Source organism: Frateuria sp. YIM B11624, assembly GCF_049727805.1.
GTDB lineage: Bacteria > Pseudomonadota > Gammaproteobacteria > Xanthomonadales > Rhodanobacteraceae > Frateuria_A.
The window spans coordinates 1-25,697 of record NZ_JBCNYA010000017.1; the positions used below are offsets into that span (position 1 = coordinate 1).

The 25,697-nt window shown below is 68.9% G+C and carries 27 protein-coding genes; 16 read left to right on the forward strand and 11 right to left on the reverse strand.

The features are described 5' to 3' along the window. The 5 genes from AAIL17_RS10155 to AAIL17_RS10175 all read left to right on the forward strand — a co-directional run. The coding region (locus tag AAIL17_RS10155) for a hypothetical protein (RefSeq protein ID WP_424682718.1) at positions 1-486 on the forward strand (486 nt) is incomplete at its 5' end. A 472-nt stretch (positions 487-958) separates the two neighbouring features. Next, entirely contained in the window at positions 959-1,348 is a 390-nt protein-coding gene (locus AAIL17_RS10160) for a VOC family protein (protein WP_424682719.1), read from the forward strand. Between the two features lie 92 nt (positions 1,349-1,440). Further along, a complete protein-coding gene (locus AAIL17_RS10165) occupies positions 1,441-1,782 on the forward strand; it encodes a YciI family protein (protein ID WP_424682720.1) in 342 nt (113 codons plus the stop codon). Positions 1,783-1,958: 176 nt separating this feature from the next. Further along, entirely contained in the window at positions 1,959-2,339 is a 381-nt protein-coding gene (locus AAIL17_RS10170; protein ID WP_424682721.1) for a VOC family protein, read from the forward strand. Positions 2,340-2,455: 116 nt separating this feature from the next. Beyond that, positions 2,456-2,827: a hypothetical protein gene (locus AAIL17_RS10175; protein WP_424682722.1), complete on the forward strand. Its 372-nt coding sequence runs from the start codon at positions 2,456-2,458 to the stop codon at positions 2,825-2,827. An 87-nt stretch (positions 2,828-2,914) separates the two neighbouring features. Here AAIL17_RS10175 and AAIL17_RS10180 read toward each other — a convergent pair whose 3' ends face one another. After that, on the reverse strand, positions 2,915-3,916 hold the full coding sequence (locus AAIL17_RS10180) for an LLM class flavin-dependent oxidoreductase (protein ID WP_424682723.1): 1,002 nt from the start codon (positions 3,914-3,916) through the stop codon (positions 2,915-2,917). Between the two features lie 188 nt (positions 3,917-4,104). On the opposite strand from AAIL17_RS10180, the gene AAIL17_RS10185 reads away from it, so the two are divergent. Next, a complete protein-coding gene (locus tag AAIL17_RS10185; RefSeq protein ID WP_424682724.1) occupies positions 4,105-5,115 on the forward strand; it encodes an HDOD domain-containing protein in 1,011 nt (336 codons plus the stop codon). A 6-nt stretch (positions 5,116-5,121) separates the two neighbouring features. Here AAIL17_RS10185 and AAIL17_RS10190 read toward each other — a convergent pair whose 3' ends face one another. From AAIL17_RS10190 to AAIL17_RS10200, 3 genes are all read right to left on the reverse strand, one after another. Further along, complete coding sequence (locus AAIL17_RS10190) at positions 5,122-5,643, reverse strand: hypothetical protein (RefSeq protein WP_424682725.1); 522 nt, start codon at positions 5,641-5,643, stop codon at positions 5,122-5,124. Positions 5,644-5,769: 126 nt separating this feature from the next. Then, positions 5,770-6,897, reverse strand: coding sequence for an FAD-dependent oxidoreductase (locus AAIL17_RS10195; protein WP_424682726.1), 1,128 nt, complete (start codon positions 6,895-6,897; stop codon positions 5,770-5,772). Positions 6,898-6,968: 71 nt separating this feature from the next. After that, positions 6,969-7,151 carry an oxidoreductase-like domain-containing protein gene (locus tag AAIL17_RS10200; RefSeq protein ID WP_424682727.1) on the reverse strand — a complete coding sequence of 61 codons (183 nt, stop codon included), beginning with the start codon at positions 7,149-7,151 and terminating at the stop codon, positions 6,969-6,971. A gap of 123 nt (positions 7,152-7,274) precedes the next feature. Here AAIL17_RS10200 and AAIL17_RS10205 point away from each other — a divergent pair, with 123 nt between their 5' ends. The 9 genes from AAIL17_RS10205 (at position 7,275) to AAIL17_RS10245 (ending at position 14,364) form a co-directional block, all read left to right on the forward strand. Beyond that, a complete protein-coding gene (locus AAIL17_RS10205; protein ID WP_424682728.1) occupies positions 7,275-7,772 on the forward strand; it encodes a hypothetical protein in 498 nt (165 codons plus the stop codon). Between the two features lie 230 nt (positions 7,773-8,002). Continuing rightward, positions 8,003-8,422, forward strand: a complete 420-nt coding sequence (locus AAIL17_RS10210) for a CBS domain-containing protein (RefSeq protein ID WP_424682729.1) — start codon at positions 8,003-8,005, stop codon at positions 8,420-8,422. Positions 8,423-8,445: 23 nt separating this feature from the next. After that, complete coding sequence (locus AAIL17_RS10215; RefSeq protein WP_424682730.1) at positions 8,446-8,691, forward strand: hypothetical protein; 246 nt, start codon at positions 8,446-8,448, stop codon at positions 8,689-8,691. Positions 8,692-8,917: 226 nt separating this feature from the next. Next, the gene (locus AAIL17_RS10220; RefSeq protein ID WP_424682731.1) at positions 8,918-9,685 is read left to right on the forward strand and encodes a class I SAM-dependent methyltransferase; all 768 of its coding nucleotides are present in this window, start codon (positions 8,918-8,920) and stop codon (positions 9,683-9,685) included. 105 nt (positions 9,686-9,790) lie between these two features. Then, positions 9,791-10,507, forward strand: coding sequence for a DUF72 domain-containing protein (locus AAIL17_RS10225; protein WP_424682732.1), 717 nt, complete (start codon positions 9,791-9,793; stop codon positions 10,505-10,507). Between the two features lie 86 nt (positions 10,508-10,593). Next, a complete protein-coding gene (locus AAIL17_RS10230) occupies positions 10,594-11,331 on the forward strand; it encodes a DNA-formamidopyrimidine glycosylase family protein (RefSeq protein WP_424682733.1) in 738 nt (245 codons plus the stop codon). A 6-nt stretch (positions 11,332-11,337) separates the two neighbouring features. Further along, a complete protein-coding gene (locus tag AAIL17_RS10235; RefSeq protein WP_424682734.1) occupies positions 11,338-12,297 on the forward strand; it encodes a cation diffusion facilitator family transporter in 960 nt (319 codons plus the stop codon). 10 nt (positions 12,298-12,307) lie between these two features. After that, on the forward strand, positions 12,308-12,931 hold the full coding sequence (locus AAIL17_RS10240; RefSeq protein WP_424682735.1) for an alpha-ketoglutarate-dependent dioxygenase AlkB: 624 nt from the start codon (positions 12,308-12,310) through the stop codon (positions 12,929-12,931). Between the two features lie 80 nt (positions 12,932-13,011). Further along, positions 13,012-14,364, forward strand: a complete 1,353-nt coding sequence (locus tag AAIL17_RS10245; RefSeq protein ID WP_424682736.1) for a hypothetical protein — start codon at positions 13,012-13,014, stop codon at positions 14,362-14,364. A 37-nt stretch (positions 14,365-14,401) separates the two neighbouring features. Here the strand turns inward: AAIL17_RS10245 and AAIL17_RS10250 are convergent, their stop codons facing one another. The 4 genes from AAIL17_RS10250 to AAIL17_RS10265 form a co-directional block, all read right to left on the reverse strand. Beyond that, positions 14,402-16,027, reverse strand: a complete 1,626-nt coding sequence (locus AAIL17_RS10250; RefSeq protein ID WP_424682799.1) for a M28 family metallopeptidase — start codon at positions 16,025-16,027, stop codon at positions 14,402-14,404. A 140-nt stretch (positions 16,028-16,167) separates the two neighbouring features. Beyond that, a complete protein-coding gene (locus AAIL17_RS10255; protein ID WP_424682737.1) occupies positions 16,168-18,954 on the reverse strand; it encodes a PAS domain-containing protein in 2,787 nt (928 codons plus the stop codon). Positions 18,955-19,090: 136 nt separating this feature from the next. Next, on the reverse strand, positions 19,091-21,028 hold the full coding sequence (locus AAIL17_RS10260; protein ID WP_424682738.1) for a PAS domain S-box protein: 1,938 nt from the start codon (positions 21,026-21,028) through the stop codon (positions 19,091-19,093). Positions 21,029-21,108: 80 nt separating this feature from the next. After that, entirely contained in the window at positions 21,109-21,717 is a 609-nt protein-coding gene (locus AAIL17_RS10265; protein WP_424682739.1) for a class I SAM-dependent DNA methyltransferase, read from the reverse strand. Between the two features lie 106 nt (positions 21,718-21,823). Here AAIL17_RS10265 and AAIL17_RS10270 point away from each other — a divergent pair, with 106 nt between their 5' ends. Further along, entirely contained in the window at positions 21,824-22,117 is a 294-nt protein-coding gene (locus tag AAIL17_RS10270; RefSeq protein ID WP_424682740.1) for a hypothetical protein, read from the forward strand. Between the two features lie 87 nt (positions 22,118-22,204). On the opposite strand, the gene AAIL17_RS10275 is transcribed toward AAIL17_RS10270, so the two are convergent. The 3 genes from AAIL17_RS10275 to AAIL17_RS10285 all read right to left on the reverse strand — a co-directional run bounded on the left by AAIL17_RS10275 (position 22,205) and on the right by AAIL17_RS10285 (position 25,488). Next, positions 22,205-23,119: a sensor domain-containing protein gene (locus AAIL17_RS10275; RefSeq protein ID WP_424682741.1), complete on the reverse strand. Its 915-nt coding sequence runs from the start codon at positions 23,117-23,119 to the stop codon at positions 22,205-22,207. Beyond that, the gene (locus tag AAIL17_RS10280) at positions 23,119-23,517 is read right to left on the reverse strand and encodes a PadR family transcriptional regulator (protein WP_424682742.1); all 399 of its coding nucleotides are present in this window, start codon (positions 23,515-23,517) and stop codon (positions 23,119-23,121) included. The genes AAIL17_RS10275 and AAIL17_RS10280 overlap by 1 nt, the downstream gene beginning before the upstream one ends. A 93-nt stretch (positions 23,518-23,610) precedes the next feature. Then, positions 23,611-25,488, reverse strand: coding sequence for a PAS domain-containing protein (locus tag AAIL17_RS10285; RefSeq protein ID WP_424682743.1), 1,878 nt, complete (start codon positions 25,486-25,488; stop codon positions 23,611-23,613). Positions 25,489-25,697: the final 209 nt, after the last annotated feature.

Here is a 25,697-nt window from a genome sequence, read left to right on the forward strand (position 1 = left end):
CGCAAGCCCCTAACTCTTCATTCAAGCGGACGGCTCCGCCGCCGCTTAATTCGGGCGTTAGGCATCATGAGCATCTTCCCGCGCATAGCCCTCATTGCAGCCAGCCTTTGCGCTTCCGCGGCAACTCTCGGCGCCGAACTCTCCGGCAAGTGGGTTCTGTACGTCGAGAATCCAGAGCATCAAGTAGTCACAACCGCGAACATAGTTTTCACCGATAAAGCTGCCGCTTCATGCATGAGCGGAAAATGGAAAGTGGTGGACGTGATTTCTGCCACCACTAAGGACAAGGAATTCTTCCCAGCAGCGGAGCCACTGTCATATCAGATCGAGAACGGCCAGCTCACAATCGGTCGCAACGAAGTATGCGATGCCTACCTGTGGCTACAAGGCGAGCTCGATGGCACTACAGTACAAGGCAGTTACTTCAGTCTCTGGCTCGGAGGCAGCTCACCGCGCGGCCATTTCAAGTTGATCCAAGCCAAGTAATCGCGCCGCCTAACTACTCATTCATGCGGACGCGCGTACCGCGCGCCGTTTAACTCAGACGTTAGGACCTATGGAAGCGAACGCGGCCTCTGCGTGCTTGCCGCAAGGATCCTGTCCTCAAGGAGCCCGGGGTTAACCCCTCTATCGACAGGGCGTCGTTGAACTGGCTGGGTCAGCCCAAAGCCGCCGCTGACGTCGAATGTGAGGCACCTTATGGAAGCTTTCTAGAGCTCCGAACTCATCAGTCGAACCGTCCAGGGCATCGGTATGGGACTGATTCCTTCGCCAGCGTTGTCCGTGGCTACCGCCTCCAAATTGGGTTGCTTTGGCGACTTGTTTTATCAGGCATCGTGGCACTTACTAGCCAAGCCGAAGGCCAGCCGTGTGGGGCTTTGGGTGCCGGTATAGAAGCTCGCCAACGCGGATGTCGTGCGGGCGCGCTCAACTCTTGCACCAAACCGTAGGAGAGACCATGAGGCGTACCTGGACGATCATTGGCGTTGCCGATGTGGCTCGCAGCTTCGACTGGTATCGGTCGCTGTTCGGACGACCCAGGGCGGGTCCCGCTCACAGCTATTTCGGGCAGATCCAGGATGATGACGGCACGGTCCTGCTCTGCCTTTACCGGTGGGGCTCCCACGATCATCCAACGCTGGCCAGCCCCGGGCGCTCCCAGCCTGGCAACGGACTTCTGTTGTTCTTCCGCGTAGATGACTTTGACGAGACACTGGCCCGCGCCCGGGCGCTCGTCTCACGACTCGAGGAAGAGCCCAATATCAACCCCAACACGGGCACCATGGAGTTCGCCCTCCGCGATCCGGATGGGTACTACGTTATGGTCAGTGCGCTCGCGGCGGCCTGACGTTCCCCTAGAGTCGAGGTCGCTTCGCGTTCGGCCCAGGCAGGCGCAAGCCGAACATCCCTCACGACCGCCATCGTCCCAAAAGAAGCACCATGGCCAAATACCTCATCTCCTTCCCCAGCGCAGCGATGGTCGTGCCCGACAGCGAGTGGGAAGCGGTCGGTCGCGACTCGCACGCCGTGATCGACGAGGCGAAGGACGCTGGCGTCTACGTTTTCGGCGGCGGCATCGATGAAAGTGTCCCGTCCGTACTCGTCTCTGCTGACGGTGCGATCGTCGAGGGCGGCTACCCATGGGCACCGCCGCTCGATGGCGGCTTCACCGTGCTGGAACTGCCGTCGCGCGAGGAAGCCATAGCGTGGGCCTCGCGTATCGCCAAGGCCTGCCGTTGTGCCCAGGAACTGCGTGTTTTCCAGTTCGACCCGCAGTCCTGAGAGCGACATCCCTGGCACGCGTGCTCAGGTCCGTGCTCCATCCGACGTTCGGTCACAGTTGGCTTCGGCCTGACGGTTCGCCCAGCCGATGCGACGCCGTAACCAAAAGAATGTGCGCAATCCAGCCTTCGGCGTTAGCCTGCGCGCGAAGTAACGACCAGACCTTGGAGCTCACCATGAAGCGTGTCACCGGATTGGGTGGAATCTTTTTCAAGGCCAGGGATCCCAAGGCGCTGGGAGCGTGGTATCGCGACCATCTCGGGCTCGAGGTGGCCGACTGGGGCGGCGTGGTTTTCCCGTGGGGCGGCGCTGACAGCCCGCTCGGCATGACGCTCTGGAGCCCGTTCACCCAGGACACAGACTACATGGCACCCAGCTCCGCACCTTTCATGGTGAATTTTCGTGTGGCGGACCTGGATGGCTTGCTTGCGGCGCTGCGCAGCGAAGGTTGCAACGTGCTCGACAAGAGCGAAATCTCCGAACAGGGCAAGTTCGGCTGGGTGATCGATCCGGAGGGCAACAAGGTGGAACTCTGGCAGCCGCCGGAAGGCCAGTAGGCGACCTTTCGCCAGGCGCGGCACCAGGCTGGCCGGCCAAGCATGGGCGGTGCGTTGACCGCCTCTGGACGTTGACGCGTCCATAAAGCCGGCTTTCCCACGGCATCGGGGGCGACATGGGCTGCTGGCTCGGCACCTGGCGCAATCAATACGGGTCGGTGGTCGAGATCACCGACGACGCCGGTCACGCGATCAAGGGCGTGTTTCGCACGGCCTTGAAGGACAGCGGCTTCTACGGACAGGACGTCCAGATCAGCGGCGTGCACCGGGGCGACTGCATCAGTTTCGCTGGCGCAGGTTCCACGCCGGCGGGCGACATGGTGGTTTCCTACACCGGCCTGTTGCGCGACGGGCGGATGGAAACCCTGTGGTATGTCGCTGCCGACAGCATGCTCACTCCGCCAAGCGACGGCGCGCCGGCGGCATTGAAGAAGACCCCATGGTGGCGCGCCATGATGACCGGCGCCGATACGTTCGAGCGTTCGTAGCCGGCGTGGCGCGGGCTCGCCGCCATCAGGCCGATGCCTTCGTCCGGCCTGCACCGTCCGGCCTGCGCTTTCTCGTCGGGAAGATCGCTACGCCACGGTCCCGGCGATCCGCTCGCCCGCCTGCATGGCCAGTTCGAAGGAGCGCCGCCGCAAGGCGTGTTCGAAGATGTTCGCGGTGAGCATCAGTTCGTCCGGCCGGTGTCGGGCGATGAAGTCGGACAGCCCCTGTTCGACGGTGGCCGGGCCGCCGACCACGGCGCAGGCGAGCGCGCGCTCGACGCCAAGCTTCTCGGTCGGCGTCCACCAGCCCTCGATGTCGTCGATGGGCGGCGGGACCAGCCCCGGCTGGCCGCGACGCAGGTTGACGAAACTCTGCTGCTGGGTGGTGAACAGGCGGCGCGCCTGCGCATCGGTGTCGGCGGCCACCACGTTGAGGCCGAGCATGGCGTAAGGCTGCGCGAGCCGCGGGGACGGCCGGAATTCGCGGCGGTAGATCGCCAACGCCGTATCCATCGCATCGGGCGCGAAATGCGAGGCGAAGGCGAAAGGCAGCCCCAGCTCGGCGGCCAGGCGCGCGCTGAACAGGCTGGAGCCGAGCAGCCAGACGGGCACGTCCAGCCCTGCGCCCGGCACCGCGCGCACGGCCTGGCCCGGTGTGGCCGGCTCGAAGTAGTGCAACAGCTCCAGCACGTCGTCGGGAAAGGTCTCGGCGGCGTCGGCATAGCGGCGCAGCGCGCGCATCGTGGCCTGGTCGGTGCCGGGCGCGCGGCCCAGGCCCAGATCGATGCGGCCGGGATACAGCGCGGCCAGCGTGCCGAACTGCTCGGCCACCTGCAGTGGCGCGTGGTTGGGCAGCATCACGCCGCCGGCGCCCACGCGGATGCGCGAGGTGCCGCCGGCGACGTGGCCGACCAGCACCGCGGTGGCGGCGCTGGCGATGCCGGGCATGTTGTGGTGCTCGGCCAGCCAGTAGCGGCGGTAGCCCAGCCGTTCGCCGAGCCGGGCCAGATCGAGCGTGTTGCGGAAGGCTTCGCTGGCGTCACTGCCCTCGGTGATGGGCGCCAGGTCGAGGATCGAGAACGGGATCATGTACGGCTCCTGCGGCGGATCGCCGGTATCTGGGGGCGATCGCGGGCAATGCCAGCAAGGGCGGTCCCCATGGGAAGCACAGCGAAAAGCAGACTTGGCCCGGAGAGGTCGGCAAGCGGCTACATTTTTGCGCCCGCGGGCCGATACGGTGCGAAGCACGCAATGGGACCTGCATCAGGATGAGAGCCATGTGGCGGCGCCTGTTCGCCCCGAGGAAAGCCCTGCCCCGCCCTGCCCCCGCCCCGCGGATGGCGGTGGTCGCCGACGCGCCTGCGCCGGTCGATGCCGGCCCGCCGTTGGTGGTGGTGCAGGACCGCTTCCATCGTTTCGTGCTGGGCCTGCCCGACGCCACCGACGATGTGATCGGCCAGGCCGAGCAGGCGACGCTGCGGCGGCTGGAGGCCATCGCCGAGCGCTTCGACGTGAGCGCCCTGCCGCGTCTGCCCAGCGTGCTGCCGCAGTTGCTGCGCGCGTTGAAGAACGACAATCTCGCCGGCTCGCAACTGGCGGCGATGATCGGGCGCGACCCAGTGTTGGTCGGCGAGGTGATGCGCGTGGCTGGCAGCGCGCATTTCCGCACGGCGCAGCCCATCCACAGCCTGCAGCACGCAGTGGTGCTGCTCGGCCGCGACGCGCTGCGCCAGGTCGCCACGTTGCACGTGATGAAGCCGATCCTGCAGGCCAGCGCGGGCATGCGCGGGCACATGGCCGGGCCGTGGCTGTGGGAGCACGCCGAGCGTTGCGCGCACGCGGCCGCCTTCCTCGGCCGCCACGGCGGCTGCGATACGTTCGAGGCGTTCCTGGCCGGCATGGTCTGCCACACCGGCACCGGTGCGATCGTGCGCCTGCTGGACCAGGAGGCGCCGCCTTCATTGGAGCCGTTCTCCTCGCCGTTCCTCGCCGGCTGCATGCGCATCGGGGCGCGGCTCTCGCTGCGCGCGGTACGGCACTGGGACATGCCTGCCAATGTGATCGAAGCGCTGGTCGAGCGCGTCGACGCTCCGGCACCGCCGGCCTCCGCGCTGGGCAAGGCGCTGGCCTGTGCCGACCCGCTGGCGATGGTGCAACTGCTGGTGGAGCGGGGCCGGCTCGATCCGGATCTCGACTACAGCGGGACCTGGCCCACCTGCTTCCCCACGCCGGTACTGCTGCGCGGGCAACAGGATCTGCGCCGGCAGTTCATGCCGGCGCAGGCCTGAATTGCCTCAGTGCGCGGTGGCGTCCACGTCCGTACGCAACTGCCGGGCGATGTCATCGGCGCCGGTGGCGAGTAGTGAGGCGAGCGCCTTGGCGTAGTCCGCGTGCGCCGGTGCTGGCATCGAGGGCGACGCGTGGTAGGTCGCGTTGGAACCGAGCCCGCGCGCGTTGATGGTGCAATGCGCACCCAGCTCCAGCGTGATGCTCGCGGGCGTCGCCTCCGTGTCCATCCGCATCTCGGCGGACACCTGCTCGCAATGAACTACCAGGTCGGTGAAGTAGGACGGCTCCAGCGCGTGGCGCAGGCGTGCCTGCAGCACATCGGATACCGACGGCGTGGGCGTCAGCGTGACCGCGTCATCCAGCCCGCGCACCGGCACGTCCGGCTCGTCCTGCGGATCCACCTGCAGCCACGGCGCCGAGGACGGCGCCACCAGGCTGCCCAGCGCCACCGGGACGCGCGTTTCCTGCGACCCTCCACACGCGGCCAGCAGCAACGCGCTGCCGACCACCCAGGCAAACTTTTTCATCATCATCCCCCAAGAAGCGACTTACCCGCTTGAATCTACAGGCGCGTGACGGCACGAGCAACGCAACCGGCCGGCAAGTGCGAGCCAGTGCACGTTCGGACGTCCATCCGCTGCGTCACGCCATGGCTACCCGCGTGTGCGGACAGGATGGTCCAGGCCGCCAGCCACGCGGAAGAACTGGCGTCGCGCCGGGCCGAAATGCATCAGTCGTGGCACCAGTTCGTCGCGCAATTCGCGCAGGGCGGCGGGATGTCCGTGCATCAGCCGGGTCAATGCGGCGATGCGCCGTACCACCCGCCGGTGCACGGGATGACGCAACTGCGCGTAGCTGGCCAGGCGCGAGAGGTGCCCTCCAAGAGCGTCGGCGGCGCAGTCGGCGAACACGTAGGCGTCTTCGATGCCGAGGTTCATGCCGCGCGCGCCCAGCGGCGAATGGATGTGCGCCGCATCGCCGCCGAGCAGCACGCGGCCGACGCCGGCGCGCTCGGCGACGCGGTGCGCGATGTGGAAGTGCGATTGCCACTCCACTTCGCCGCAGACGGTACCGGGCGGTAGCGCATCCAGTGGATGGGCGCCGTTGCCCATCACGCGCCAGAGATCGCCATGGACACGCAGCACGAAGAGGAAGCCATCCGGCAACAGCATCAGGTGGACGCGGTCGGGATCCAGCGGCGTAGCCAATCGCAGGTCCCACAGTTGCCATGGCTCGGGCAGCTCGTCGCCGGGAAAGGCCAGGCCCAGCGCCTGGCGCACCGTGCTGTGCGCGCCGTCCGCGCCATACAGCAGCGGGGCCCGCACCTGCTCGATACTGCCGTCGGCATGCACCAGGCTGGCGGAAACGCCGTCGTCGCCCTGCTCCAGCGCATCGAGCTTCACGCCGCGCTCGACTTCGACGCCGAGGGCGTGCAGCGCCTCAGCCAGCAGCGCCTCGGTACGAGCCTGCGGCAGCGAGACGAGCGAGCGATGGGTATCCAGCAGCGGCGAGAGCGGCACCGCGACGTCGTCATGGCTGGGGCGGTGCAGGGTCAGGCCGAGCACGGTCCAGCCCTCGGCGAGCATGCGCGCGGTGACGCCGGTGTCCTCCAGCAGTTCCTGCGTGCGCGGGTTGACCGCCAGCGCCTTGGAATGGCGCGTGGGCAGGAGCGCCTTGTCGACGATGCGCACCGCCACCCCACGCCGCGCGAGCAGCAGCGCGGCGGCCAGCCCGGTCGGGCCGGCGCCGGCAACCAGCACGGGCGCGGTGTTCGGCGGCATGCGGGGAGACTAGCAGGCAGGCGTGCACGGGCCGTCTGTACGCGACCGGCCAGCGGGCCGGATGAAAGCCGTCAGGGCGCCGGCGCCTCGGGGTGGCGCGCACGCCAGGCCGCCAGCGCGACGTGGTAGCGCTCCATCGCCTCGTCGTAGCGATCGAGCACGCAGTGCACGCAGCCTTCGCCGCAACAGTCGCCCGGATCCGGCTCGACCGGGCGGACCGGCGGCGGATCGTCGATGGGAAACGCAGGATCCATGCCCCGATGGTACGGCCGGCACTCACGCGATGGACACCCGCAGCCGACATCCCGCCAACCCGCGCTCGCCAAGGATGGCGAAGGGCCGTCCCCGCGCCCGCCATTCCCACCGCGAGGAGCGTCATGAAGACCCGCCACGTATTCAGCACGCCCGACATCGAAGCGGCCAAGACGGTGATGCAGGCCGCCCGCGCCGCAGGCATCCCCGAAGGCGACATCTCGCTCATCGCCCGCTCGGACATCGAACTGGAAGCCGCGCCCGAGCAGCACAAGGAGGCTGGCAGCGATTTCTACCCGGCCGCACTGCGCGGCGTGGTCGGCGGCGGCGCCATCGGGCTGCTGGCCGGGCTGGTGGCGGTGGCAATCCCGCCGGTGGGCATCACCGTGGCTGGCGTGGCCGGCCTGACCCTTGCCGGTGCACTGACCGGCGGCTGGACCGGCGCGCTGGCGGGGGCTTCGGTGCCCGATCCGGTACGACGCAAGTTCGAGGGCGAGATCGAGGCCGGCCGCATCCTGGTGGTGCTCGATGGCGACAAGGAGTTGCTGGCGCGTGCCGAGCCCGCACTTGTCCGCGCCGGGGGCACGCTGCTGCCGTTCGATCAGCCGACGGCGTTGACCTGAACCTTGCCGCAAGCCGAGCCCTCTCCCCGCAGGGGAGAGGGAGCAAAGGCAGCTTTCTCCCCAGTGGATAGGGAGCGAAAGCCAGCCTTCCCTCCTCCGCCAAGACGAAGCAGAAGCTGAAGGCGCATACCGCCCTTGCACGCCTCTTTCATGATCCGCGCACATCGCATTCAACCGGGCGCGAGGAACATCCACACCGTCCCGCCTTCCCCGCCCCGCCCGGAGTGCCCATGGATCTCGACCGCCTGATGACCCGCAATCCCAAGTTCTGCCTGGCCACCTCGCCGCTCGACGAGGTCGCCCGCGCGATGCGCGACGAGGATGTCGGCGAGATCCCGGTGGTGGACCTGGACCGCCACCCGATCGGCGTGATCACCGATCGCGACATGGTGGTGCGGACGCTGGCCGCCGGCCGCAATCCGCTGGACGTGCGCGTGCAGGACTGCATGACCGCGCCGCCCGTGGTGATCCAGGAGAACGCCAGCGTGGAAGACTGCGCCAAGCTGATGGAGCGCCAGAAGATCCGGCGTGTGCCGGTGGTCGACGCCAAGGGCGCGCTGTGCGGCATCGTCTCGCTGGCCGACCTGGAACGCTCGGACGCACGCTCGCTGCAGAACGAAGTGACCCGCGCCGTATCCCAGCCGCACTGACCCGTTCACTGAAGGAGACTGCCATGAAGATCCGCATGCTGTGCTGGAGCCTGCTGCTGGCTTCCTCGTTCGCGCTCGCCGCCTGCAACCATGCCGGCAACGAGAATGCCGAGCCCGGGGCGGCCCCGTCGGCCACGGCACCATCCGCCACCCAGCCGACCACGCCGATGACGCCGCCGCCGGCATCCACCGCGACGACACCGCCGGCCACGATGCCGCCATCCTCGTCCACCGCCATGCCCGCGCCGACGTCGACGGCGGGCGGCTAGCGCCGCCGGCAGGCAACCTCCGACACGTGGCAAGGATGCCGGCATGGCCAGGGACGGCCCCGAGGCGAATCGGTCGAGCCTGGCGGGCGCCGGGCTCGTTTCGTGCGCCTGCGGCGATGGATCAGGGACGATCGGCCGGCGGCCTTCCACCCCTCCCACAAGTCACGGCCTTGCCGCGCCCGGGCCGGGCGCACAATCGCAGGCCCAACCCGATGGAGCCTCTGACATGCGCACGCTCGCCCTTGCCGCTGTGATCGCCCTCGCCCTGCCTGCCATCCACGCCGCGCCCGCCTCGCCGCAGCACGCGCAGCCGCCCTATCTCGCAGCCGCCATCAACGATCCGGCCCGCCAGTCCGACCGCAGCGACGACGCCCGCCGCAAGATCGCGCAGGTGATGGCCTTCGCCGAGGTCAAGCCCGGCGACAAGGTGCTGGAACTGATCCCCGGCAGCGGCTACTTCACCCGCGTGTTCAGCGGCGTGGTCGGGCCGAAGGGACATGTCTACGCGCTATGGCCCAATGAGTACGCTGCCGAGGCGAAGTCCGACGTGGCCAACCTGCGCACGCTCGCCGGCCAGCCGCATTACGCCAACGTCAGCGTGCTGACCCAGCCGGCTGCGAAGCTCGACGCACCCGAATCGGTCGACGTGGTGTTCACCTCGCAGAACTACCACGACTATCCGGACAAGTTCATGGGCAACGTCGATCCGGTGGTGCTCGACAAGCAGGTCTACAAGGTGCTCAAGCCCGGCGGCGTGTTCATCGTGATCGATCACGTGGCGCCGGCCGGCTCGGGCATGCGCGACACCGACACGCTGCACCGCATCGACCCGGCCATCGTGAAGAAGCAGGTCGAGTCGGCCGGCTTCGTGTTCGACGGCGAGAGCGATGCGCTGCGCAACCCGGCCGACCCGCACGACATCAAGGTATTCGACAAGTCGATACGCGGGCATACCGACCAGTTCATGTACCGGTTCCGCAAGCCGGCGAAGTGAACCTTGCGCGATCTGGACCGTTCACCCTGAGCGCAGCGCGGCGGCGTCGGAGGACACCCCGATGCCGCCGCGTCATACCTGTGCCAAGGGCGAACGGATGATCCCGTGACCACCACCCGCATCGGCTGCGCCGGCTGGTCGATTCCCAAGGCGCACGCCGGCGCGTTCCCCTCCGAAGGCAGCACACTGGAGCGCTACGCGCAGGTGTTCGGCTGCGTGGAGATCAATTCCAGCTTCTACCGCGCGCATCGCCCCGCGACCTGGCGGCGCTGGGGCGACAGCGTGCCGGCCGGTTTCCGTTTCGCCGCCAAGATGCCTCGCGCGATCAGCCACGAATGCCGCCTGCGGGCCTGCGACGGGCTGGTCGATGCGTTCCTCGACCAGGCCGGCGAGCTCGGGGACAAGCTGGGCTGGCTGCTCCTGCAACTGCCGCCGAGCCTCGTCTTCGACGCGACGGTGGTGCTTCCCTTCTTCGAACGGTTGCGCGAACGCCATGCCGGGCCGCTGGCCTGCGAGCCCAGGCATCCCTCGTGGTTCCGCGTCGAGGTCGATCGCATCCTGCGCGGCTTCGGCATCTCGCGCGTCGCGGCCGACCCGGCACGCGTTCCGCGCGCGGCACTGCCGGGCGGCGACCGGAGCCGGATCTATCTGCGCCTGCACGGCTCGCCACGGATGTACTACGACGCCTACCCGCCGCAGGTGCTGGAGCGCATCGCACGCCGGCTGCGGTACGCGCCGCATGCGTGGTGCATCTTCGACAACACCGCGCTTGGGCACGCAACGGGGGATGCGCTGGAGCTGCAACGGATGCTCGGCGACTGAGGGAACGACGCCAACCCGCGCTCCGTTCACCTGGACATGCTCCTGCCCCGCCCAGAATGGTCGCAGGCAGCCACGACCGGTGAACCGTGCCCGAAGGCCCTTCGATCGTCATCCTGCGCGAGGAACTGGCGCCCTTCACCGGGCGCACGATCCGCCGCGCGGAGGGCAACGCGAAGATCGACATGCAGCGGCTCGCCGGCCAGCCCGTCGTGGCCTTCCGCAGCTTCGGCAAGCAGACGCTGATCGAACTGCCGGACGTCACCATCCGCATCCACCTGCTGATGTTCGGCAGCTACCGTATCGACGAGCGCAAGGAGGCCGCGCCGCGGCTGAGCCTGCAGTTCGACGAAGGCGAAATCAACTTCTACAGCTGCTCGGTGCGGCTGATCGAAGGCGACCTGGACGAGCTCTACGACTGGCGCACCGACGTGATGTCCGACGCCTGGGATCCTGCGCTCGCGCGCAAGCGCCTGCGCGCGATGCCCGACACGCTGGTCTGCGACGCGCTGCTGGACCAGGACGTGTTCGCCGGCGTGGGCAACATCATCAAGAACGAGGTGCTGTTCCGCATCCGTACGCATCCGCTCTCCACCGTCGGCGCACTGCCGCCGCGCAAGCTGCGCGAACTGGTCGAGCAGGCGCGCCGGTACAGCTTCGAGTTCCTCGCATGGAAGCGCGCGTTCGTGCTGCGCAAGCACTGGCTGGCGCACAACCAGAGCCTCTGCCCGCGCGACCACGTGAAGTTCCATCGCGCCTACCTGGGCCGGACCAACCGCCGCAGCTTCTTCTGCGAGCTGTGCCAGCGGCGCTACGTGGAGGACTGACGCCCGATGTCCTCGTCCAACTCGCGCCTGGTCGTCTACGCCGCGCTGGCCGGCAACCTAGCGATCGCCATCGCCAAGTTCGTCGCGGCGAGCTTCTCCGGCAGTTCGGCGATGCTCAGCGAGGGCGTGCACTCGCTGGTGGACACCGTCAACGAGCTGTTGCTGCTGTACGGCATGCATCGCGCGGCGCGTCCGCCGGACGCGGTGCATCCGTTCGGCCATGGCCGCGAGCTGTATTTCTGGAGTTTCATCGTGGCGCTGCTGGTGTTCGCGCTGGGTGCGGGCGTGTCGCTGTTCGAGGGCGTGGGCCACCTGCGCCATCCCGAACCGATCAGCAACCCGCTGATCAACTACATCGTGCTGGGCGTATCGATGCTGTTCGAAGGCGGTTCCTGGGCCATCGCGCTGCGCGAGTTCCGCGTCGCCAAGGGCTCGATGGGCTATTTCGAGGCGTTCCGCCAGAGCAAGGATCCAAGCACCTTCACCGTGCTGCTGGAGGATTCGGCCGCCCTGCTCGGCCTGCTGATCGCGCTGGCCGGCGTGGTCTGCGCACAGGTGTTCGACCTGCCCGAGCTCGACGGTGCGGCCTCGATCGGCATCGCGGTGGTGCTGGCGATCGCCGCGGGCCTGCTGGCGCGCGAGAGCAAGGGCCTGCTGATCGGCGAGCCGGCGCACCCCAGGCTGCGCGAATCGCTGCTGGAAATCGCCGCCAACGACCCGGGCGTCGGTCACGTCAACGGCGTGCTGACCGTGCAGATGGGGCCGCACACCGTGGTCGCGGCATTGAGCGCCGAGTTCGAGGACCGGCTGACCACGCCGCAGATCGAGCAATGCATCAACCGCATCGAAAAGGCGGTCAAGAGCCGGCACGCCGACGTCACCTCGCTGTTCATCAAGCCGCAGACCACCGAGACCTGGCGTGCGCGCCGGCGCGCGATCGAGCGGGCCAACGAGCCGAAGGACTGAGGGCATCGCCATGGGCCAGTTCTCGCTGTTCGGCGCCGCACCGCAGGTGCTCTTCGACGATGCCAGCGGCCGCGTCGCCTACACGCCGGAGCTGGTGCCCGCGGCCACCGCGCAGGCCTGGTTCGAGCAATTGTTCCAAGGCATTGCCTGGCGCGGCGGCCGGCGCCTGATGTACGAGCGCGAGGTGGACGTGCCGCGCCTGCGCGCGCACTTCGAGCTGGACGATCCGCACCTGCCCGCGCCACTGCCCGAGGCGCTGGCCGCCGTGCGCGCGGCGGTCGATGCGCCGTTCACCAGCGTGGGCCTGAACCTCTACCGCGACGAGCACGACAGCGTGGCGCCGCACAACGACAAGCTGGAAGACCTGGTGCGCGGCCAGCCGATCGCGCTGCTGTCGCTAGGCGCCACGCGCGAGATGGTGATCCGCGCCAAGCGCCCGCCGCGGCGCGTGCTGCACCTGGACCTGGCCGCCGGCAGCCTGCTGCTGATGGACTACGCTAGCCAGTTCCACTACGACCACGGCATCCCCAAGCAGCGCGCGCCGATGGGGCCGCGCATCAGCCTGGCGTTCCGCGTGCGGCCGGCCGTCCGGACCGTGGAGACACCGGTGCCGCCCGCTTCGCGACCGGCCTGAGCCTCTTCCGCGAAAGTGGCGCTTGCACCGCCGCCGGATCGGCGCAGACTGCGCTCGACGCCCTGCGCTGGAGCAACGCGGTGCCTTTCCGCTGGCCGCCCCTTGCCTGCTTCGCCGCTGCACTGCTGAGCAGCGGCGTCGCCGCCATGCCGGAACAGAAGGCGCCGCCCACGCCGGAGCAATGGCACGCGATGCAGATGCGCGCCGCCGACAAGGCCGATCGCCTGATGCGCGAGGCCGACACGCGCAAGAGCCTGCTTGGCCGCTACGAAGCCATGCTCGCCGCGGCCAGCGCCGGCGACGCCAATCCGGCGTTCCAGGCGATCATCGGCCAGTACCTGGCCTGGTACGAGACCTTCATCGGCGACTATCCGAACGCGGCAGCGAACTTCTCGATCCAGGAACTGCAGCAGCCGGACGACCGGCCCTCGCCACTGCAGAGCCAGGCGCAGCCGCAGCCTGCCGTCGAGGCGATCGCCATGCTCGCGCGCGACCGCCAGGCGGTGTTCTTCAACGAGGCCCATCACCTGCCGCTGACCCGTACGCTGACCGTCGAGCTGCTGGCCAGGCTGCGCGAGGAAGGCTTCGACACCTTCGCCGCGGAGACGCTCTACGCCAGCGACGACGAGCTCGCTGCGCGCGGCTACCCGGTCGAAGGCACCGGCTTCTACACCCAGGAACCGATCTGCGCGGAGATGGTGCGCACCGCGCTCAAGCTGGGCTACCGCGTAGTGGCTTACGAGGCGGAAACCGAGAGCGGCGGCGACGCGCGCGAAAGCCGGCAGGCGCGCAACCTCTATGCGCGGGTCTTCAAGCAGCATCCGCAGGCGCGGCTGGTGCTCGACGCCGGCTACGGACACATCCAGGAAAGCGGCCCCTATCTGGGCGGGCGATCGATGGCCGAGTATTTCCGCACGATCAGCGGCATCGATCCGCTCACCGTGGACCAGGTCGTGCTGATTCCGCATCCGGATTCCGCGCACGACCATCCCTATTACCTGCCGGTCATGCAGAAGCTGGCGCCGGACCAGCCGCTGGTGTTCATGGAGAAGGACGGCAAGCCGTGGTCGTTGCGCGCGGGCTACGACGTGAGCGTGTTCTTTCCGCCGCCGGTGCTGCGGCGCGGACGCCCGACCTGGCTGTCCCTGGGCGGCTTGCGCAAGCCTTATGCGGTACGCGGCGAAGACATGTGCAGGGAGGCGTATCCGTGCCTGGTCGAGGCGCGCTACGCGGACGAGGGCGAGGACGCGATCGCGGCCGACCGCCTGGCATTCGATCCGCCGCCGCGCTACGGCAAGGCCGACGATGGATTGCGGCCGGCCGACGGCGCGTCCGCCGGCGAGTTGTATCTGCGGCCCGGCAAGTACCGGCTGCTGGCGACGGATGCGCAAGGCCACCCGCTCAGCCGCCGGAACATCACCGTACCGCAGTAGACCGTCTCCCCGGCCCCAGGGCCGGGGAGACGCGCGCTCACTTGCGCTGGTCGGCGGTCTTCTCGCGTACGGCGCGGAACTCGGAATCCTTCGACCATTCCGGCCAGGTGTCCGAATCGGCCAACTGGTAGCCGAGCTGGTAGAGCAGGCGCAGGTCGTGCGCCATGCCGGCAAAGCTCCAGTTGGCCTGCCATTCGTCGGACGGCTGGTGGTAGTGCTCGCGGTTGTAGAGCTTGCCCGCGGCCTCGCCCGCCGCCTTGCCGCCCTTGACCAGGTCGTTGCCCGACTCGAACGAGATCGCCGGCACGCCCTGCTTGGCGAAGGAGAAATGATCGGAGCGGAAGAAGCTGCCCGCTTCCGGATGCGGGTCGGGCGCGTAGCTCATGCCGTAAGTCTTGGCCAGCGCGATCAGCTCGTCGAGCAGGCCCAGCTTGGCGTTGCCGGAAATGCTGAAGTTGCGGGCCACGCCCTGCGGGTCGAGCGCATCCAGGTTGATGTCCGCGACGGTCTTGCCCGCGGGGTACAGCGGATGCGTGGCGTAGTACTCCGAACCCAGCAGGCCCTTCTCCTCGGCGGTGACGTTGAGGAACACCACCGAACGCGCCGGCCGCGGTGCGTGGGCGAAGGCGCGGCCCAGCTCGATCAGCGCCGCGGTGCCAGTGGCGTTGTCGACCGCGCCGTTGTAGATGCGATCGCCCTTGGCATCGGGTGCGCCCACGCCCAGGTGGTCCCAGTGCGCGCTGTAGATCACCGTTTCGTCCGGGCGCTTGCTGCCCTCGATGTGGCCGACGATGTTCTGCGAGGTGATCACCTTGGCGTCGACGTCGTACTTGGCCGAGAAGGTCACGCCCTCGAGCGTCACCGGCCTGAAGTCGCGCGTCTGCGCCTGCTTCTTCAGCGCCGCGAAGTCCAGCCCGGCGGCCTTGAACATCTGCACCGCCAGGTCGTGCTGGATCCAGCCCTCCAACGTCGGGTGTTCGGCGGCCGGCTTGTCGCGCACGATGTCGAACTGCACGTTGGTGTTGGAGTTCTTCACCGTGGCCCAGCCGTAGGAGGCCGGCGCGGTCTCGTGCACCACCAGCATGCCCAGCGCGCCCTGGCGCGCGGCCTCTTCGTACTTGTAGGTCCAGCGGCCGTAGTAGGTCATCGCCTTGCCGCCGAAGTCGCCGCGGCCGGCCTCGAAGTCCGGGTCGTTGACCAGCACCACGCCGATCTTGCCTTTGAGGTCGACGCCCTTGAAATCATCCCAGTGGCGCTCGGGTGCGTCGACGCCGTAGCCGACGAACACCAGCGGCGCATGCTCGATGTCGACCTTGCGCGTGCCGTCCATCGACGCGCGCACGGCGATCTGCTCGCCCTGGGTGAGCGGCACGTTCTTTCCTTTCTCGCTCAGCGAGAGCGTGGGCGTACCGACGATCTCGAAGCGGCCCAGCGGCACCGGCTGGGTCCAGGTGCGCTTGCCGTCGACGATGGCACCGCCCGGCTCGAGGCCCGCCGCCTTGTACTGCGCGATCACGTAGTCGACCGTCTTCGTCTCGCCCGGCGTGGCCGGGCCTCGGCCCTCGAAGGCGTCGGAGGACAGCGTCCGGACCTCCTGCGAGAGCCGGTGCGGATCGAACGTCGGCAGGTCGGTGGCCAGCGCGGCGAGCGCAGGCGTGAGCATGGCCGCGGTGACGGCGGAGGCGAGCAATCGGTTCACGGGAGCTCCTTTGCGTGGGAGTAACCCCCGCATGGTAGGCAGGCGGCAGGCGTTTGCCCACTGCGCCATGCCCCCGGGCGGCGTGGGCTCCTCCGTGGCCGGAGCTAGACGCCGGCCACCATGCGCACCTTGCGCTCCAGTTCGTCGTCGCGGAACGGCTTCTGCACCACGCGCTCCTCGCTGACGCCCGCCAGCGCGGTCTGGTCCGCGTAGCCGGTGACGAACAGCACCGGCAGTTCGGGCCGGCGCGTGCGCGCCTGCTGGGCGACCTCGACGCCGTTCATGCCCGGCATCGCGAAATCCGCCACCAGCAGGTCGACCTGCGCGTTACGGTCGAGCAGGTCCAGTGCGGCGCCGCCGGAGCCTGCCTCCAGCACCTCGAAGCCGAGCTGGCGCAGGCGCGCGGCGGTGATGTCGCGCACGGCGTTGTCGTCGTCCACCAGCAGGGCGACGCGGCGTTGCGGCGAGGCGCCGTCGCGGCGGCGCGTATCGGGCGCCGGCGGATCGGCCACGCTGCCGGCATGCGCGCGTGGCAGGTAGACGCATACGGTGGTGCCCATGCCGGGCCGGCTCTCGATCCGCATGCCGCCGCCGGACTGCTGGGCGAAGCCGAACACCTGCGGCAGCCCGAGCCCGGAGCCCTTGCCTGCGCCCTTGGTGGTGAAGAACGGCTCGAACACCCGCGCGAGCACCTCTTCGGACATGCCGGTGCCGGTATCGATCACCGCGATGGCGACGTAGTCGCCCGGCTCGGGTTCGCCGGGCAACCCCTGTGACTCGGCGAGCGTGACGTTGGCCGTTTCGATGGCCAGGCTGCCGCCCGTCGGCATGGCGTCGCGCGCGTTGATCGCCAGGTTCAGGATCACCAGCTCGATCTGCGTGGGATCGACCAGCGCGCTCCACAGGTCCGGCTGCAGCCGTGCGCTGACCGCGATGCTGCCGCCCATGGTGCTCCTGAGCAGCTCGCTCATGCCCTGCACCGTGCCATTGAGGTCGATCACCTTCGGCTCCAGCCGCTGCCGGCGCGAGAACGCCAGCAGTTGCGAGGTGAGCGTGGCACCGCGCAGGGCGGCCTGGCGCATCAGGTCGAGCCGCCGGCGCACTTTCGGATCGTCGACCGTCATGTCGACCAGATCGAGGTTGCCCAGCACGATGGTCAGCAGGTTGTTGAAGTCGTGCGCCACGCCGGAGGTGAGCTGGCCGACCGCCTCCAACCGCTGCATCTGGCGCAGCGTGGCCTCGACCCGCTCGCGGCCCTCGATCTGGTTGCGCAACTGGCGGTTGGCCGCCTCCAGTTCGTGCGCGGCGAGTTTTTCATGGGTAACGTCGCGGCCGACCGTGTAGATCAGTTCGTCCTCGGCCACCGCGGTCCATGCGATCCAGCGCCAGCCGCCATGGTCGCAAGGCATGCGGCTCTCGAACGGTGCCGCCACGTTGCCGCGCTTGAGCCCGGCCATGGCCGACCTCGCGGCGGGGCGGTCCTGCGGATCGATCAGCTCCAGGAACGGACGTGCGAGCAGGCTGTGCGTGTCGTAGCCCAGGATCCGCGTCCAGGCCGGGTTGGCGGCCCGCAGGTATCCGTCGAACCCGACCACGCCGAACATGTCGCGGCTGAGCTCGAACAGCCGCTCGCGCTCGCGACCGATCTGCACCGCCTCTTCCTGCAGCGCGCGGTTGCGGTCCTCCAGCGCGAGCTTCTGGCGATGCGTGCTGGTCACGTCCTGGTTGACGCCGATCATGCGCGCGCGGCCGTCGGGCGTGGTGACCGGCGTGCCCTTGGAGCGCAGCCAGCGGGTCTCGCCATGGGCCCGGATGCGGAACTCGACGTCCACCGGCTGGCCGCCTTCGGTGCTGCGGCGCACCGCCTCGTCGACGGCGATGCGGTCCTCCGGGAACACGCCGGCGAGCCAGGCCTGCTCGGGCGTGATCCCGGCATCCGGGTCGAGCCCGAACAGCAGGTACATCTCGCGCGACCAGCGCGCGTCGCCGGAGGGCAGCTCCCACTCCCATACGCCGATGTGGCCGACCCGCTGGGCCAGTTGCAGCCGCGCCTCGCTGGCGCGCAGCGCCTCCTCGGCACGGCGGCGGTCGGTGATGTCCATCAGCACGCCCACGGCGCGCGCCGGTTCGCCGTCGTCCAGCTGGATTTCCGCACGCAGCAGCAGCCAGCGCGGTTCGCCACCCGGGTAGCGGTAGCGCATTTCGGTTTCGACGAAGCGGTCGCCGCGCGCCACGGCATCGCGCATGCAGGCCTGCAGGCGCTCGCGCTCGCCAGGCGCATAGCCGGCGCGGATCTGGTCCACGGTCGGGCGGGCGTCCTCGGGAAAGCCCAGCAGGCGATTGAGCTCGGGCGAGCCGGCGATGGCGTCCTCGCGCAGGTCGGCTTCCCACACCGCCATGCGACCGGCCTCGACGGCCAGGTGCAGGCGGGTCTCGGTGGTCTCCAGCGCGCGGCGGAGCTGGTGCGACTCGGTGGCATCCTGCAGCGTGCCGACGTAGCGCACGGCACGGGTGACGCCATCCACCGCGGCGAACGTCGCCTCGCCGTTGGCGACCACCCAGCGGATCTCGCCATCCGGATGCACCACCCGGTACTCGTAGGGCAGGCGTTCGCGGATGTCCGGGTCGATCGCGCGCAGCAGCATGGCGTGCGTGCGCGGCATGTCCTCGGGGTGGGTCAGCGCCTGCAACTGCTCCAGCCGCAGCGGCGCGTCGTCCTGCGGCAGGCCGCAGATCTCGCGGGCGCGCGGGGAGTAGACGAAACTGTTGTCGAGCAGGTTCCACTCCCAGAACCCCAGCTCCGCCGCACGCGTCGCCAGGTCCAGGCGCGCTTCGCCGGCCGGTTTGTCGGCGGGCGCCTGCGTGGCGAGCGGGGCGGCAGGGTGCTGCATGGCGGCCTTACCTCTACCTGCGGTCAGCCCAGGCACTTTACCGCAGGCCGTGTGCGGGGGACGTGGCGTCCGCGAAAGGGCTGGCTTTCCCGCCCGGCCGGCCTGCGCAGCCGGTCGACCGCCGCAGGGCGCCGGATCAGCCGGTCTCGTCGGCCACGCCGACCTGCCCCATCGCCTCGCCGATCGCGCGGTGCAGCTCGCGCCGGGTGAAGGGCTTGCTGAGCCGGACCATGTCGGGCACCGGCAGCTCGGGCAGTTCGGCATAGCCGGAGGCCAGCACGATGGGCAGCCCGCGATGGCGCTTGCGCAGGAGCTGCGCCAGCCGTGCGCCGGTCATGCCCGGCATCGCCTGGTCGGTAACCAGCACGTCGGCCTCGCCGCCTCCGTCGACGTACGCCAGCGCCTCCTCGGCGCACTTGACCCCATGCACGGCGTAGCCCATGTCCTCGGCCATCGCCATGGTGCTCAGCAGCACCAGGTCGTCGTCGTCGACGACCAGCAGGGTCACCGGCTCGGCGGCCTGCAGGATTTCGTCGGGCTCGCCGACGGACGGCGCCGCCGGCTGCACCTCGACCGTGGCGACCGGCAGCCAGATCTCCACCGTGGTGCCCTTGTCCGGCTGGCTCTGCATCAACAGGCGCCCGCCCGATTGCTCGGCCAGGCCGTAGGCCATCGACAGGCCCAGGCCGGTGCCCTTGCCCACGCCCTTGGTGGTGAAGAACGGCTCGGTGGCGCGCTTGAGCGTGTCCGGGTCCATGCCGTGGCCTTCGTCGGCCACCCACAGGCACACGTAGTCGCCCGGCGGCAACAGGGTGGAATGTCCGGCGCTCACCGGTTCGGCGCGCGCGCCGATTTCCAGCCGGCCGCCCTGCGGCATCGCATCGCGGCCGTTGACCGCCAGGTTGAGCAGCGCCAGCTCCAGTTGGTTGGGATCGATCAGCACCCGCGGCAGTTGCAGCGGGAAGCTGGTGCCGATGCGGATCTCCGGCCCCAGCGAGCGCCTGAGCAGGTCGGCCATGCCGTGCACCAGCAGCGGTACGTCGACCGGCCGCGGATGCAGTTCCTGCCGGCGTGCGAAGGACAGCATGCGCTGGGTCAGCGAGGCGCCGCGCTGTGCGCCGGCCATTGCGTTGTCCAGCAGCAGGTGCGGCCGCGGCGCAGCCGGCAGCCACTTGCGCAGCAGCTCCAGGTTGCCCATCACCGCCATCAGCAGGTTGTTGAAGTCGTGCGCCACGCCGCCGGTGAGCTGGCCGATCGTCTCGGTCTTCTGTGCCTGGAACAGCGCCTCGCGGGCCTTCGACAGCTCCTCCTCGGCAAGCTTCTTCTCGGTCACGTCGCGGGTGATCTTGGCAAAGCCGACGATGTGGCCGTCCTCGTCGGTCAGCCGGTCGATCACCACGTGCGCCCAGAACAGCGAACCGTCCTTGCGCCGCCGCCAGCCCTCGCCCTCGAACACGCCCAGCTCGCGCGCGATCGCCAGGTTGCGCGCCGGCTGGCCGGCGCTGGCATCCTCTTCTGCGTAGAAGTTCCCGAAATACCTGCCGAGTGCCTCGTTGGCACGATAGCCCTTGATGCGTTCGGCGCCCGCGTTCCAGCTGGCCACGTGGCCCTCCGGGTCGAGCAGGTAGATGGCGTAGTCGCGCACGCCCTGCACCAGCAGGCTGAACTGCTTTTCGGTCGTGCCGAGCATTTCGTCGGCCTGGACCGGCCAATGGATGTCGCGGGCCAGGTAGGTGTAGCCGAGCAGTTCGCCTGCGTCGCCGCGCACCGCTTCCAGGATGGTCCGCGCCCACACGCGCCGGTCGCCCCTGCCCTGGCGCCAGCCGGTCTCCTCGTCGTGCCCATCCTGCATCGCGGCACGCAGGGCGTGCGCAGGGCGACCGGCTTTGCGACTCTCGGGCGTGAAGAGCATTTCGAACGGCTGGCCGACGATCTCCTCGGCGGCAAAGCCGAAGATGCGCCTGGCGCCGGCGTTCCAGCTGGTTATCCGCCCCTCCGGATCGAGGAATACCAGGGCAAGCGTGTCCAGCGCCTGCACCATCCGGTCATGGGTGCGTTCCCCACCTGTCGACATGGTTACCTCTTGAACGATCAGCCCGCAGGATCAGGGCAAACGCCGATTATGCGGCCTGCCTCCATGCGCGCCGTGAACGCCTAGCCGGCTGCCTGCGCACGCTCCAGGGCCGCGATGTGCCGCTCCAGCCTGGGTCCCAGGTATCCGTGCGAGCCGCAGGGAAGCAGGCCGGCCTGCGCGAATTGCCGAAGGTACCAAGACGGCGGGCGCGAGAAAAACCCCTCGCGGTCGCCCACCACGTCGTCACGGCTGGTGAATGCCTCCAGGAACGCCACGCCTTCCAGCATCTCGCCGATGCCGACCAGGCCCGCGCGGATCTCGGCGGGCCTGAGGTAGTGCAGCACGTCGGTGCACACGATCAGGTCGAAGCGCTGGTCGAAGCGCAGGTGCTCGAGCTGGCCGAAGCGCGCCAGCCCGATGTTGCGGCTGCGCCCGTAGCGCGCCACCACGTAGGGACTGGCATCCAGGCCGCGATAGTCGACGTCCGGCCGCAGCGCGCGCAGCGGCGCGCGCCACGGTGCCTCGCCGCAGCCGACGTCCAGCACGTTGCGCAACGGACGCCCCAGGTAGTACTCCGCCATGGCCACCGCCAGCGCGACCTTGCGCTTGAGCTCCGCCGCGGAGGCCACAGCGTGGCGCGGGTCGCGGTACCACTTGTCGAAATAGGCGCGGTCGTAGGTCTTGGGCATGGCGACGGGATTTCCGCAAAAGAACCGATGGTACGGCCTGGCAATCACCCGGCGCACACGCGGCGCGCCCCAGCATTTTTGCCACCGACCCGCCTGGAGCCCCGCCATGTCCATGATCCGCCTCCGCCTGATCGGCAACCGCGACGCCGCCGACTCGATCATCAACGTGCTGCACGGTATCGACGGCATCGAACACATCGAGGAGATCGAGGATCTCATGCTGGGCGTGCGCGACGATTCCAGTTCGGCCAACCTGGTCGACGACAGCGAAGGCCGGGTGTTCATGCTGGAGGTCGATGCGCCCAACGACATGTGCGCGGACGCAGTGCGCGTGGTGGCCGAGTCGGAGGCGCGGCGGCTGGATGCCGGGCTGGAAATCGTCGACGGGGAGGATTTCTGAGAACCGGGTGTCGGGAGGCTTTCCCGCGAGCCCCGGCCCTTCACCCCGGCCCTCTCCTCGGGCAAGAGCCGGGCGCCCGCATCTGGCTCAACCGCGCACCAGCAGATGACGCGCCACATGCCCGTGCATGCGGCCCAGCCCGCGTGCCAGGTGCAGCGTGGCGAACAGCAGCAGCACGCCCAGCAGGCAGAGCGCGATCGCGTCGGCCCAGCCCGGCACGTGGGCGCCGAAGCCCCAGTCGACCATCGGCTGGCCGTTGACGTAGGCATCCTTCATCCACCCGGGCGCGAAGGCCCAGACGATCGGTGCGCCGATGAAGCCGACCGACAGCGAGACCAGCGTCACCGCGATGGTGAAATAGGCGATGCCCAGCGGCAGCATCAGCAGCATGTAGAGCAGCGTGGTCCACGTACGGCCATCGGTGAACATCGCGCCGATGCGCTTCATCAGCGTCAGTTGCTGCGCCGGGTATGGCGGACGCCGCGGCATGCGCGCGCCGAGCATCGCCTCGACGATGCGTCCCTCCACCAGCGAGAGCACGCGCACCGAGCCGAAGAACAGCACGATGAACGGCAAGCCGATGATCAGCACCGAGAAGCCGGCCGACAGCGACACGCCGGTGACCACCCAGGTGAAGTAGAAGATGCCGGTGGCCAGCGCCAGCACCATGTAGAACAGCGCGCCGTAGGTGCGCGGATCGGCCGCCACGCCGAAGAAGCGCCCGGCCAGCGAGCGGCGCTTCGGCGGCGGCGGCGGACGCAGCGCACGCTGGATCCTGATCTCCTGGTCGCGATAGAGCTCGGCCACCTCGTCCGGCGCACCGTAGCTGCCCACCACGTGGGCCAGCATCTCCGCCTCGCTGCGCGTGGGCTGTTCGGCCAGTTCCGCGCGCAGGTGTTCCTCCGCGTCGTAGAGCGCGTCCTGCACCAGCGCCGGATCGGCGCCGCGCAGCGCGGACTTCAACTGGTGCAGATATTCGTTGATCGTGCGCGGTGCGTTCATCACACCTCTCCTTGAAGGACCTTGTCGACGGAATCACGCGTGGCGATCCAGGCCGCGACCCACTCGCGCAGCACCTCCCGCCCCGGCTTGGTAACACGGTAATAGCGGCGCGGCGGCCCGCTCACCGAAGGCTCCACCTCGCTGGCCAGCAGCCCGGCCGCCTCCAGGTTGCGCAGCACCGGATAGAGCGCGCTCTGCTTGCCCGCCAGCACGCCCTCGCCCAGCTCCTCCAGCCGTTTGGCGATCTGGTAGCCGTACAGCGGCTGGCGCGACTGCCCCAGCACCGCCAGCAGCACCAGTGACACGGTGCCCGCCGACAGCTCCTTCTGGAATTTCTTCAGATGGCCGACCCGATCGTCCACGCACTCGCCTGCACTGCCGCTTTGGTTGGTGTGCATGTTAGTGCGAAGTTCGCACTAGTCCATGTGCTCGAAGTCATGCCGCGGGCGCGCCGCGACCGGCGCCGAAGCCGGCCTTTTGGAAACGAGCCGCTAGGTGTGTTGGATCCCCGAGAGCCGGTCCAGCGGCACCGAAACGTGCACCTCGAGCCCTTGCGGATGCCAGGTGCGGGTCAGTTCGCCGGCCAACTGGTCGCGCAGGGTCACGTCGACCAGCCGGGTGCCGAAGCCGGCCCGCTGCGGTTCCCGCACGGTCGACCCGCCCCGCTCGCACCAGTGCAGGATGAAGCGGTCACCCGCGCGTTCGCCGCATACCTTCACCCGCCCGCCGGGCACGGCGAATGCACCGTACTTGGCGGCATTGGTGGCGAGCTCGTGGATGGCCAGGGAGAAGGGCGTAATCGCGCCCGGCTCGATCGGGACGTCGTCGCCGGTCAGCTCGACACGTTCGTACCCTTCGAGCGTGTAGGGCCTGAGCAGGCGGCAGGTAAGGCCGAACACCGTGGCGTTCATTTCGACAGGCTCGCCATCGCGCCCGTGCGGCCGCGCGTAGTCGTGCGCCTCGTCCAGAGCGGCCAGGCGGTCGAGCAGTTCGTCGGCAAAGGCGCGGCTCTCGGGAAACTGCCGCACGGTGAGAGCGACCAGCCCCGACACCACCGCGAAGATGTTCTTGATGCGGTGGCTGAGCTCTTTGCCGGCCAGTTCCAGTTGCTCGGCGGACGCCTTGCGCTCGTGGATGTCGGTGCAGGTGCCCATCCAGCGCAGGATCTGGCCGTCCTCGCCGCGCACCGGGTGCGCGCGACCCAGCATCCAGCGATAGACGCCGGTGTGGTGCCGCATGCGGTACTCGATTTCATAGGGCTCGCCGGTCACCAGGCTGTGCCGCCAGCGCTCGAACGTGCGCTCGCGGTCGTCCGGGTGGAACAGCCAGGCCCAGTCGTCGCCGTCGGTGGTCCCGGGCACCGCGCCGGTGAATTCGTACCAGCGCCGGTTGAAGAAATCGTGGTAGCCGTCGGGCCGCGCGGTCCAGATGATCTGGTCGACGGAATCGACGATGGTCGCGAGCGAGGCACGGCTTTCCTCCAGCGCCTTGTCCATGCGCTTGCGCTCGGTGATGTCGAGGAACAACACGGCGAACCGTTCGCCGCCCAGCGGGTGCGCGCGGGCCTCGAAGGAGCGGAACTGCAGCGCAGGCACGTGCACCTCGAACACCGAAGGCGTGCCGCTGTCGACCACGGCGCCGTAGAGCCGTATCAGGCTGAAGGGAACACCAGGTATGACCTGGCTGACAGGACGACCCACCACTGCCTGCGCGGAGCGGCCGGTCTGCGCGCTGAAGGCCTCGTTGGCCTCCAGGAACACGAAATCCACGACCTGACCCTGGTCGTCGCGCACGACCTGGGCGACGAAGAAGCCCTCGCGGATCCTGGCAAACAGTTCCCTGTACTGGCCTTCGTCCAGCCCGGCACCGACCACCCCTTCGGCCCGATGGAGGACGCCCGTCTCCGCGGGAACGTGGACATGCCGCACGCTGCCGGTGGTGTCGTAGACGAACTGGAAGGCCCCGACCTGTTTCCCGTTGTTTCCCCGCAGGGGGAAGTAGTTCATCTCGTAGCTTCTTCGCTCGCGCCGGGCGTCGCCGTACTCGCCGACCTGCTTGAACGATTCCCCGGCAAGCGCCCGGCTCCACACGGCCCTGACCTCGGCCTGCTGCCTGGGCCGATCCGCGAGCAGTTCGAGCATGGAGTCGCCGCGCCTGGGCCGCACGCCGAAAATGCGCTCGAATTCGTCGGCGCTGGCCTCGTTGATGGCTAGGAAACGGTAATCGAGGTCGGCCACCTGGATCATCGCCGGGCTGGCATCGATGACCTGCTGAAGGATGTCCAGGCTTGGCGCCCCGCTGGCCGGCCCATCGACGGGGCGGCCAGACCGATCTGGCGGTGCGCTCGGCTGAGCCTGTTGTCGGGTCATCGTGCCATGGCGCCTTAGGTTGGCGTTGGTGCCCTCCAGTTACGGAGGCGCCTGTGGTGCCTCCGCTATTGCCACTGAAGCCTGCCGCACACCGTGACGCGTACGGCGCACGCCTATCGCAGCGATGGATGCGGCGCTCGGAGGGAAAGTGGTCGGTCCCGGATCAACGATGCGTCGGCACGGCGTGAATCACGGCCACGGGCTCGGCC

Excerpts from the sequence above, each read along its gene's own strand:
- AAIL17_RS10215 (WP_424682730.1), top strand. The coding sequence starts at position 8,446 with ATGAAGATCCGCATGCTGTGCTGGAGCCTGCTGCTGGCTTCCTCGTTC.
- AAIL17_RS10250 (WP_424682799.1), bottom strand. The coding sequence starts at position 16,027 with ATGCTCACGCCTGCGCTCGCCGCGCTGGCCACCGACCTGCCGACGTTC.
- AAIL17_RS10260 (WP_424682738.1), bottom strand. The coding sequence starts at position 21,028 with ATGTCGACAGGTGGGGAACGCACCCATGACCGGATGGTGCAGGCGCTG.
- AAIL17_RS10235 (WP_424682734.1), top strand. The coding sequence starts at position 11,338 with ATGTCCTCGTCCAACTCGCGCCTGGTCGTCTACGCCGCGCTGGCCGGC.
- AAIL17_RS10180 (WP_424682723.1), bottom strand. The coding sequence starts at position 3,916 with ATGATCCCGTTCTCGATCCTCGACCTGGCGCCCATCACCGAGGGCAGT.
- AAIL17_RS10165 (WP_424682720.1), top strand. The coding sequence starts at position 1,441 with ATGGCCAAATACCTCATCTCCTTCCCCAGCGCAGCGATGGTCGTGCCC.
- AAIL17_RS10265 (WP_424682739.1), bottom strand. The coding sequence starts at position 21,717 with ATGCCCAAGACCTACGACCGCGCCTATTTCGACAAGTGGTACCGCGAC.
- AAIL17_RS10160 (WP_424682719.1), top strand. The coding sequence starts at position 959 with ATGAGGCGTACCTGGACGATCATTGGCGTTGCCGATGTGGCTCGCAGC.
- AAIL17_RS10275 (WP_424682741.1), bottom strand. The coding sequence starts at position 23,119 with ATGAACGCACCGCGCACGATCAACGAATATCTGCACCAGTTGAAGTCC.
- AAIL17_RS10280 (WP_424682742.1), bottom strand. The coding sequence starts at position 23,517 with ATGCACACCAACCAAAGCGGCAGTGCAGGCGAGTGCGTGGACGATCGG.
- AAIL17_RS10195 (WP_424682726.1), bottom strand. The coding sequence starts at position 6,897 with ATGCCGCCGAACACCGCGCCCGTGCTGGTTGCCGGCGCCGGCCCGACC.
- AAIL17_RS10200 (WP_424682727.1), bottom strand. The coding sequence starts at position 7,151 with ATGGATCCTGCGTTTCCCATCGACGATCCGCCGCCGGTCCGCCCGGTC.
- AAIL17_RS10255 (WP_424682737.1), bottom strand. The coding sequence starts at position 18,954 with ATGCAGCACCCTGCCGCCCCGCTCGCCACGCAGGCGCCCGCCGACAAA.
- AAIL17_RS10240 (WP_424682735.1), top strand. The coding sequence starts at position 12,308 with ATGGGCCAGTTCTCGCTGTTCGGCGCCGCACCGCAGGTGCTCTTCGAC.
- AAIL17_RS10175 (WP_424682722.1), top strand. The coding sequence starts at position 2,456 with ATGGGCTGCTGGCTCGGCACCTGGCGCAATCAATACGGGTCGGTGGTC.
- AAIL17_RS10210 (WP_424682729.1), top strand. The coding sequence starts at position 8,003 with ATGGATCTCGACCGCCTGATGACCCGCAATCCCAAGTTCTGCCTGGCC.
- AAIL17_RS10190 (WP_424682725.1), bottom strand. The coding sequence starts at position 5,643 with ATGAAAAAGTTTGCCTGGGTGGTCGGCAGCGCGTTGCTGCTGGCCGCG.
- AAIL17_RS10285 (WP_424682743.1), bottom strand. The coding sequence starts at position 25,488 with ATGACCCGACAACAGGCTCAGCCGAGCGCACCGCCAGATCGGTCTGGC.
- AAIL17_RS10270 (WP_424682740.1), top strand. The coding sequence starts at position 21,824 with ATGTCCATGATCCGCCTCCGCCTGATCGGCAACCGCGACGCCGCCGAC.
- AAIL17_RS10205 (WP_424682728.1), top strand. The coding sequence starts at position 7,275 with ATGAAGACCCGCCACGTATTCAGCACGCCCGACATCGAAGCGGCCAAG.
- AAIL17_RS10170 (WP_424682721.1), top strand. The coding sequence starts at position 1,959 with ATGAAGCGTGTCACCGGATTGGGTGGAATCTTTTTCAAGGCCAGGGAT.
- AAIL17_RS10185 (WP_424682724.1), top strand. The coding sequence starts at position 4,105 with ATGTGGCGGCGCCTGTTCGCCCCGAGGAAAGCCCTGCCCCGCCCTGCC.
- AAIL17_RS10220 (WP_424682731.1), top strand. The coding sequence starts at position 8,918 with ATGCGCACGCTCGCCCTTGCCGCTGTGATCGCCCTCGCCCTGCCTGCC.